Origin of the sequence: Pelomicrobium sp., assembly GCF_036803785.1 — a bacterium.
Lineage (GTDB): Bacteria > Pseudomonadota > Gammaproteobacteria > Burkholderiales > UBA6910 > Pelomicrobium.
This window is the reverse complement of sequence record NZ_DAIRTR010000159.1, coordinates 1-5,885: the sequence shown is the minus strand read 5'-3', so window position 1 is coordinate 5,885 and position 5,885 is coordinate 1. Positions and strand designations below refer to the sequence as shown.

Here is a 5,885-nt window from a genome sequence, read left to right as displayed (position 1 = left end):
GGTGTATTTCCGGCTGGCGGCCCGGCTGCGCTTTTCCTGGCTGAGGGAGCAGGTGGGGCTGCTGCCCACGGACAGCCACTGGCAGGCGCTGGCGCGCACCACTCTGCGGGACGAGCTGTCGGAGAAGCTGCGGGCCCTGGTCGCGGTGATCCTGAAGACGAGGCCGGAACTGGGGGAAGCGGACGCCCTGATCCAGGCGTGGGCGTCGGACCATCAAGGGGCCTTGGCGCGCCTGCAGCAAATGCTCACCGAGCTCCAGGCGGCCAGCCAGCCGGATCTGGCCATGCTGCTGGTGGCGCTGCGGGAGCTGCGCAACCTCGCTTGAGGCGAAAGCTCGCGGGATGGCTCAATCCTTGAAGCCTTCCACCTCGATGTTGAGGGTCACCTCATCGCCCACCAGCGGCAGGGCGTAGGTCATGCCGAAGTCTGAGCGCTTGATGGTGGTGGTGGCCTCCGCCCCGCATACCTCTTTTTTCAAGCGGAAATGCTCGGTGCAGCGGAACGACTGTACTTTTAGCGTGACCGGCCGAGTCACCCCCAGCATGGTTAAGTTGCCGTCCACTCCGGTCAACACGCCGCTGGTGAAGCGCAGCGCCGTGGATTCGAAGCGGATCTCGGGATACCTCTCTACGTGGAAGAAATCCTCCGTCTTGAGGTGCTGATCCAGCTTTTCGTGGCCACTCGCCACCGAGGCCGGATCGATGGTGACCAGGATGTGGCCGGTGTTGTTGGCCGGGTCCAGGGTCACCTTGCCTTCGCTCTTGGTGAACTTGCCGCGGAACTTGGAGATGCCCAAGTGCCACACTTCCCAGCTCGGGTAAGTATGGCTTGGGTCCAGGGTGTAGGAGTCGGCGGCTGCCGCCCCGGTCGCCAGGGCAAGTCCCGCGAGCAAACCAAGAATGCGTCTTTCCATGGTCACCTCCAGAGCGAAGAAACAAAAAACTCAACGCAAAGGGCGCGAAGAGCGCGAAAGGAAATCTTTAGAAGCCACGCTATCGCGGCGGTCCCAACATGAGGCGGAAACGAATCTGCACTTCGTTGGCCACGGTATCGGTATCGGCCCAGATGCCTTCACCGACGCCGAAATCGAGCCGTTTGATGGGCAGGGTCCCGGTGAGTTCCAGACCCGGGGACGCGGGCTTGGCGGTGAAGCTCACCACCACGTCCCGGGTGCGGCCCTTGAGGGTGAGCTGGCCGGTGGCCTCGTAGCGATTTTCTCCCACCTTGCGGAAAGCCGTGGAGACGAATCTGGCCGTCGGATATTGCCCTACGTCGAACCAGGCCTTGCGCTTGAGCTCCGCGTCCCCCTCCGGGTCGCCCACGGCAGCGCTTGCCACGTCGATCTCCACCTCCGCCCGCGCCTGATCGAGCCGGGCGGGGTCGAAGCGCACCCGGGCGGTGAAGCGTCGAAACTCGCCTTCCGCCGGCACCCCCATCTGCTTGCCCGCGAAACGCACCCAGCTCTTGGCGTAATCCACCTCCTGGAACGCCTGGGCCAGGGCGGTGGCCGCCAGCAGCCCAGCCATGACGATGCCCGATCGAATCATGGGAGGAATCCTCATTTCAAGCGCGTTTTCGTATCAGGCTCGCCGGCAGCATGCGCACGAGCACCTCGTCCCGGTCCACCAGATGGTGCTTGAGCGCCGCCGCCACGTGCACGCCCACCGCCACGAGCAGGGCCTTGTTGAGGACCCAGTGGACCAGAAACAGCCGCTCGGCCAGCTCTGGGTCCTTGGCCAACAGGTCGGGCAGCCGGACCAGCCCCAGGTAGACCGTGGGGATGCCTTTGGCGGAGCTGCCCAGCCAGCCGATCAGCGGGATGGTGACGAGCAGCACGTAGATCAGCCCGTGGACCGCTTTCGCCGCCCGCCGCTGCCAGAGGGGAACCGAGGCGGGCAGGGGAGGAGGGGGGCTGTAGAGCCGCCAGGCGAGCCGCATCAGAACCAGCAGGAAGACGGTCACCCCGATCCATTTGTGATACGAAATCAGCCTGAGCTTGAGGGGCGACAGGGGTAGCTCCACCATCCACAATCCCAGGGAGAAAGAGCCGACGAGCAGCAGGAAGGTGGCCCAGTGCAGCGCCTGGGCCACCGGTCCATAGCGGTCGGCCGTGTTAGCCAGGGCCATCGAGCGCTTTCTCCATGACAATACAGTGGATTCGGTGTAGCGAATCCGTGCCGTCGGACCGGGATCGGTTCTCACCGGCGGGTTAGACCGCGACACGCCGAAAATATCCTCATGGCGGCATGAGCGGTTTTGAGCCTGTATTTCAAAATATTTGGACGCCCCGGGCTAGAGGAGCCCGAGCCAAAACAGGATCGCCGCCGGAGCGGCAGCCAGCAGCACCGCCAGGTGGAACCAAGCCCAGCGGCGGAAGCGGCCGGCAAGGCCCTCGGGAGGCATATTGGAGAGGAGATAGAGCCGCCCATCCGGAGGCTTGCGCAAGACGTGGATCGAGCCCGCCGCGGACTGGAGGGCCTTGTACCGCTCGGCCACCTCCGCTTTCGCGGCCTTGCGGGCGGCTTCCCATTCCACCAGGTCGATCTCCCCGTCCCGGTTGGCGTCGAAGCGCGCGAGCAACGCCGCCCGGTCCCGCTTCCATTCGGCGAGCAGCGCGCCCACTTCCTCCCGCGCCGCGGGCGGCCCGCCGAGGGGATCCAGGGTGACGAAATAGCCCAGGGCATAGAGGGGATCCTGCTCCAGGATCAACCATTCCCGATAGCGGTATTCCCCCCGCCGCCATTCCTGCTTGCGCGGGGTGACGATCTCGGCCTCTTCCGGGTCCACGACGCATTCGCCGCTTCCGTCGTCCAGCAGGAAGGTGTCCGGGCTCTCCCCATGGTCGAGCCGCTCCCATTTGCCGTCCGCCTGCCGGCGGTGGATCTCGTAACGAAACCACACGCACGGGAGCAGGGTCAGCTTGCTCAGGATCCGGTTGCCCGGATGGGAGCGGGCGCGCCCCAGGAGCTCCACGTACCCTTGCGCCGCCGAGGCGATCCGGGACGTGGGGGTGTCGGCGATGAACCGGTAGCGATGGAGCGCGGCGAGCCAGGCCCACAGCGCCAGGACGGCGATGATGCCCGCGGCCATGAGCCGGGATTGGGGCGCGGGACTCTCCAGCCCGAAGAGGACGATGGCCAAGTAGGCGCCCGAAGCGAGGTAATCCCCGTAGCGGCGCCGCAGCTCGCGCATCATGGCGGGCAGCGCTCGAGAAGGGGCCGCCCGGGAACCTCCCTAGGCGAACAGCTTCTTCATGTCCACGTCGCTCTTTTCCCCGTCCGAGAACTCGAGAAGCTGGAACGGCTTGAAGTTGAACAGCCCCGCGATGATGGCGTCCGGAAACTGCTCGATGCGGACGTTGTTGATGTTCGCGCTCTCGTTGTAGAGCTCGCGGCGGTCGGCGATGCTGTTCTCCAACTGGGTGATGCGGCCCTGCAGGTGCTGGAAGGTCTCGTTGGTCTTGAGATCGGGATAGGCCTCGGCGACGGCGAACAGGCGCCCGAGCTCCGCCCGCAGCGCCCCTTCCGCCTGGCCGAGGGCGGCCATGTTGCCGGCCGCGTGGGCCATCTGGGACTGGGCGCGGGCCTCCATCACCCGCTGTAGAGTCTCCTGCTCGAACCGCATGTACTGTTTGCAGGTCTCCACCAGCTTGGGCAACTCGTCGTTGCGCTGCTTCAGCAAGACTTCGATGTTGGCCCAGGCTTTGGCCACGTTGTGTTTGAGGGTGACCAGGTTGTTATAGGTCACCACGGCGTAGAGCGCGATCACCCCCAGCAGCACAAGCAACGCAATCCCCAATACGCCCATAGAGACTCCTTTCCAAGAACACCCGGTCGCCGGTGCGGACAGGGCGCCCATCCGACCCCCGAGCATTCCGAAATCAAGCTTGGCGGTGTTCGGCACCTCTTCCTTTCTCCCACTTCCATCCGGAGAGGGGAGACGATGGCCGACGGTTCCAAATTATGGGCCGGAGGCTCGCCGGGCAGTCGCACCGGGGATAAAATTGCAGTATATCCGAGCCACTCTCGCGCGAGCGAGCTCCGTGCCCGCCATTGCCTTGCGCAGGAAAAGACGGTAGGTTAACTCTATTGCATTTTCCACAAGCTCACTTAAAAGGAATTTTCATTATGAATGACACGACCTCCACGACTTCCCAAAGGGACAAGCTGATGGCCGACTTGAAGGTCGTGCTGGCCGACGCTGAGGAGCTGCTGAAGCTGACCGCCAGCCAGGCGGGCGAGCGGGTCAGCGCCGCCCGCGAGCGGGTGCAGGCCAGCCTAGAAAAAGCCAAGGTCAGGTTGGCGGAGCTGGAAGGTCTCGCCGCCGAGCGCACCCGGATCGCCGCCAAGGCGACGGACGAGTTCGTCCACGAGCATCCCTGGAAGGCGGTGGGCATCGCCGCCGGCGTGGGCTTGATCGTCGGGCTGCTGATCGGGCGCCGCTGACCCTGCCCGCATGAACGGGGATTCCGGCAGGCAGCCTGCCCAGCCGCGGCTGCTGGAATCACTCAAGGCGCTGGGGACGACCGCGGTCGCCGCGGTGGAGACCCGGCTGCGCATCCTGTCCACCGATCTGGAGGAAGAGCGCGACGCCCTGGTGCGACTGATTTTCTGGGGCACCGTTTTCTTGTTTTCCCTGTTCCTCGGCGTGGTACTGGCCGCCATGCTCATTGTCGTCGCCTTCTGGGAAAGCCAGCGGCTCGCCGTCCTGGGCGTGCTCACGGGACTCTCCCTTGGGGCCGCGGCCGCGGTAGGACTGGGGCTGCGGGCTTGGTGGCGGCGCCGGCCATCGGTTTTCGGTACCACGCTGGAGGAGCTCGCCAAGGATCGGGAGCGCCTGAGCCGGCGTACATGAACGCGCCACCGCACGATCTAGCCGCGAGGCGCGCTCGCCTCCTGGCCCAAGCCCAGCAGGAGCGGGAATTGCTGGTCGGCACGCTAGAGCGCTTCTCGCCCGCCCTCCGGCTCGCCGATCGGGCCGTCGAGACCGTTCACTACCTTCGCACCCATCCCCATTGGGTCGTCATCGCCGTGCTCCTAGCGGTGATCCTGAAGCCCCGCAGAGCCCTGCGCCTCGCCTCGCGGGCCTGGGTCGGGTGGCGGGCGCTCCGCAGTGCCCGCAGACTACTGCAGTCCCTGGGGGTGTGAGCCGGTCCGCTCGCTTTAACGCAGTAGCATGACCCCGAACCGGAACTGGGAGCGCAGCTTGCGGTTGTAGTCCAGGAGGGACTCCCCGTAGCCGTTGAAGTACTGGGCCAGCAGGTAGCCGTCGATGTTGCCGAACCCGATCCGGGTGAGGGGATAGGACAGATCCACCTGCACGCTCCCCTTGTCGCCGTCGGAGCCGAGCCGCAGGGTGGTGGCAAGCTGCCACGAGTCGGTCTTCTGCAGGGCGATGTACAGGTCTCCGTAGCCGCGGAACTCATCGATGTCCGGGTTTTCCTCCTTGTCCAGGTACGCCCATACCCCGGGCGCTGCCACCAGGTGATAGTCCTGGCGGTTCCCGAACGTGAAGACGGGTCTCGCGTAGAGGATGTCGATGGAGCGGGACTGATCGCCGTCGCGCCCGTTGGACTCGTGACCGTAGCCGGCCTCGAGCCCCAGGCGCAGGCGGTCCCCGGCGCTGCGCCACAGGCCTTCCTTGAAGTAGAAAAGCCGCGGCTTGTAGCTCGTGTCCCGGAAAGGCTTCGACTCCCGCTCCAGGTCCCAAAGGGAGGTCTGGGCATAGCCGAGGTAGATGTCTTCGATCCCGGGCAGCAGGCGCGCCAGGTCTCTGTCGGGCCTCACAAAGCGGTACTTGAAAGAAAGCTGGAACTTGGCGTTCTCGCCATCCCGCGTGCCATAGATGAAATACAGCGGTTCGTAAGGAGAGATCAGGGCGAAGGG

10 protein-coding genes are annotated in these 5,885 nt (G+C 65.3%); 4 read left to right on the top strand and 6 right to left on the bottom strand.

Translation table 11 applies throughout. The features are described from left to right. On the top strand, positions 1-325 hold a 325-nt coding region (locus V7Q81_RS14065), incomplete at its 5' end, for a hypothetical protein (RefSeq protein ID WP_333844475.1). Positions 326-346: 21 nt separating this feature from the next. On the opposite strand, the gene V7Q81_RS14060 is transcribed toward V7Q81_RS14065, so the two are convergent. The 5 genes from V7Q81_RS14060 to V7Q81_RS14040 all read right to left on the bottom strand — a co-directional run bounded on the left by V7Q81_RS14060 (position 347) and on the right by V7Q81_RS14040 (position 3,807). After that, positions 347-913, bottom strand: a complete 567-nt coding sequence (locus tag V7Q81_RS14060) for a YceI family protein (RefSeq protein WP_333844473.1) — start codon at positions 911-913, stop codon at positions 347-349. A 79-nt stretch (positions 914-992) separates the two neighbouring features. After that, the gene (locus V7Q81_RS14055) at positions 993-1,547 is read right to left on the bottom strand and encodes a YceI family protein (RefSeq protein WP_333844471.1); all 555 of its coding nucleotides are present in this window, start codon (positions 1,545-1,547) and stop codon (positions 993-995) included. A 16-nt stretch (positions 1,548-1,563) separates the two neighbouring features. Continuing rightward, on the bottom strand, positions 1,564-2,127 hold the full coding sequence (locus V7Q81_RS14050; protein ID WP_333844469.1) for a cytochrome b: 564 nt from the start codon (positions 2,125-2,127) through the stop codon (positions 1,564-1,566). A gap of 165 nt (positions 2,128-2,292) precedes the next feature. Next, a complete protein-coding gene (locus V7Q81_RS14045) occupies positions 2,293-3,195 on the bottom strand; it encodes a hypothetical protein (protein ID WP_333844467.1) in 903 nt (300 codons plus the stop codon). A gap of 39 nt (positions 3,196-3,234) precedes the next feature. Continuing rightward, entirely contained in the window at positions 3,235-3,807 is a 573-nt protein-coding gene (locus V7Q81_RS14040; protein WP_333844465.1) for a LemA family protein, read from the bottom strand. A gap of 320 nt (positions 3,808-4,127) precedes the next feature. Here V7Q81_RS14040 and V7Q81_RS14035 point away from each other — a divergent pair, with 320 nt between their 5' ends. Genes V7Q81_RS14035 through V7Q81_RS14025 form a run of 3 tightly spaced genes read left to right on the top strand, consistent with a single transcriptional unit; the run spans position 4,128 to position 5,147 of the window. Next, complete coding sequence (locus V7Q81_RS14035; RefSeq protein ID WP_333844464.1) at positions 4,128-4,445, top strand: DUF883 family protein; 318 nt, start codon at positions 4,128-4,130, stop codon at positions 4,443-4,445. A gap of 10 nt (positions 4,446-4,455) precedes the next feature. Beyond that, positions 4,456-4,854, top strand: a complete 399-nt coding sequence (locus V7Q81_RS14030; protein ID WP_333844462.1) for a phage holin family protein — start codon at positions 4,456-4,458, stop codon at positions 4,852-4,854. Beyond that, entirely contained in the window at positions 4,851-5,147 is a 297-nt protein-coding gene (locus tag V7Q81_RS14025) for a YqjK family protein (protein ID WP_333844460.1), read from the top strand. Before V7Q81_RS14030 ends, V7Q81_RS14025 begins: the two co-directional genes overlap by 4 nt. 15 nt (positions 5,148-5,162) lie before the next feature. On the opposite strand, the gene V7Q81_RS14020 is transcribed toward V7Q81_RS14025, so the two are convergent. After that, positions 5,163-5,885, bottom strand: a 723-nt coding sequence (locus V7Q81_RS14020; protein ID WP_333844458.1) for a phospholipase A, incomplete at its 5' end; no start/stop codon positions are given.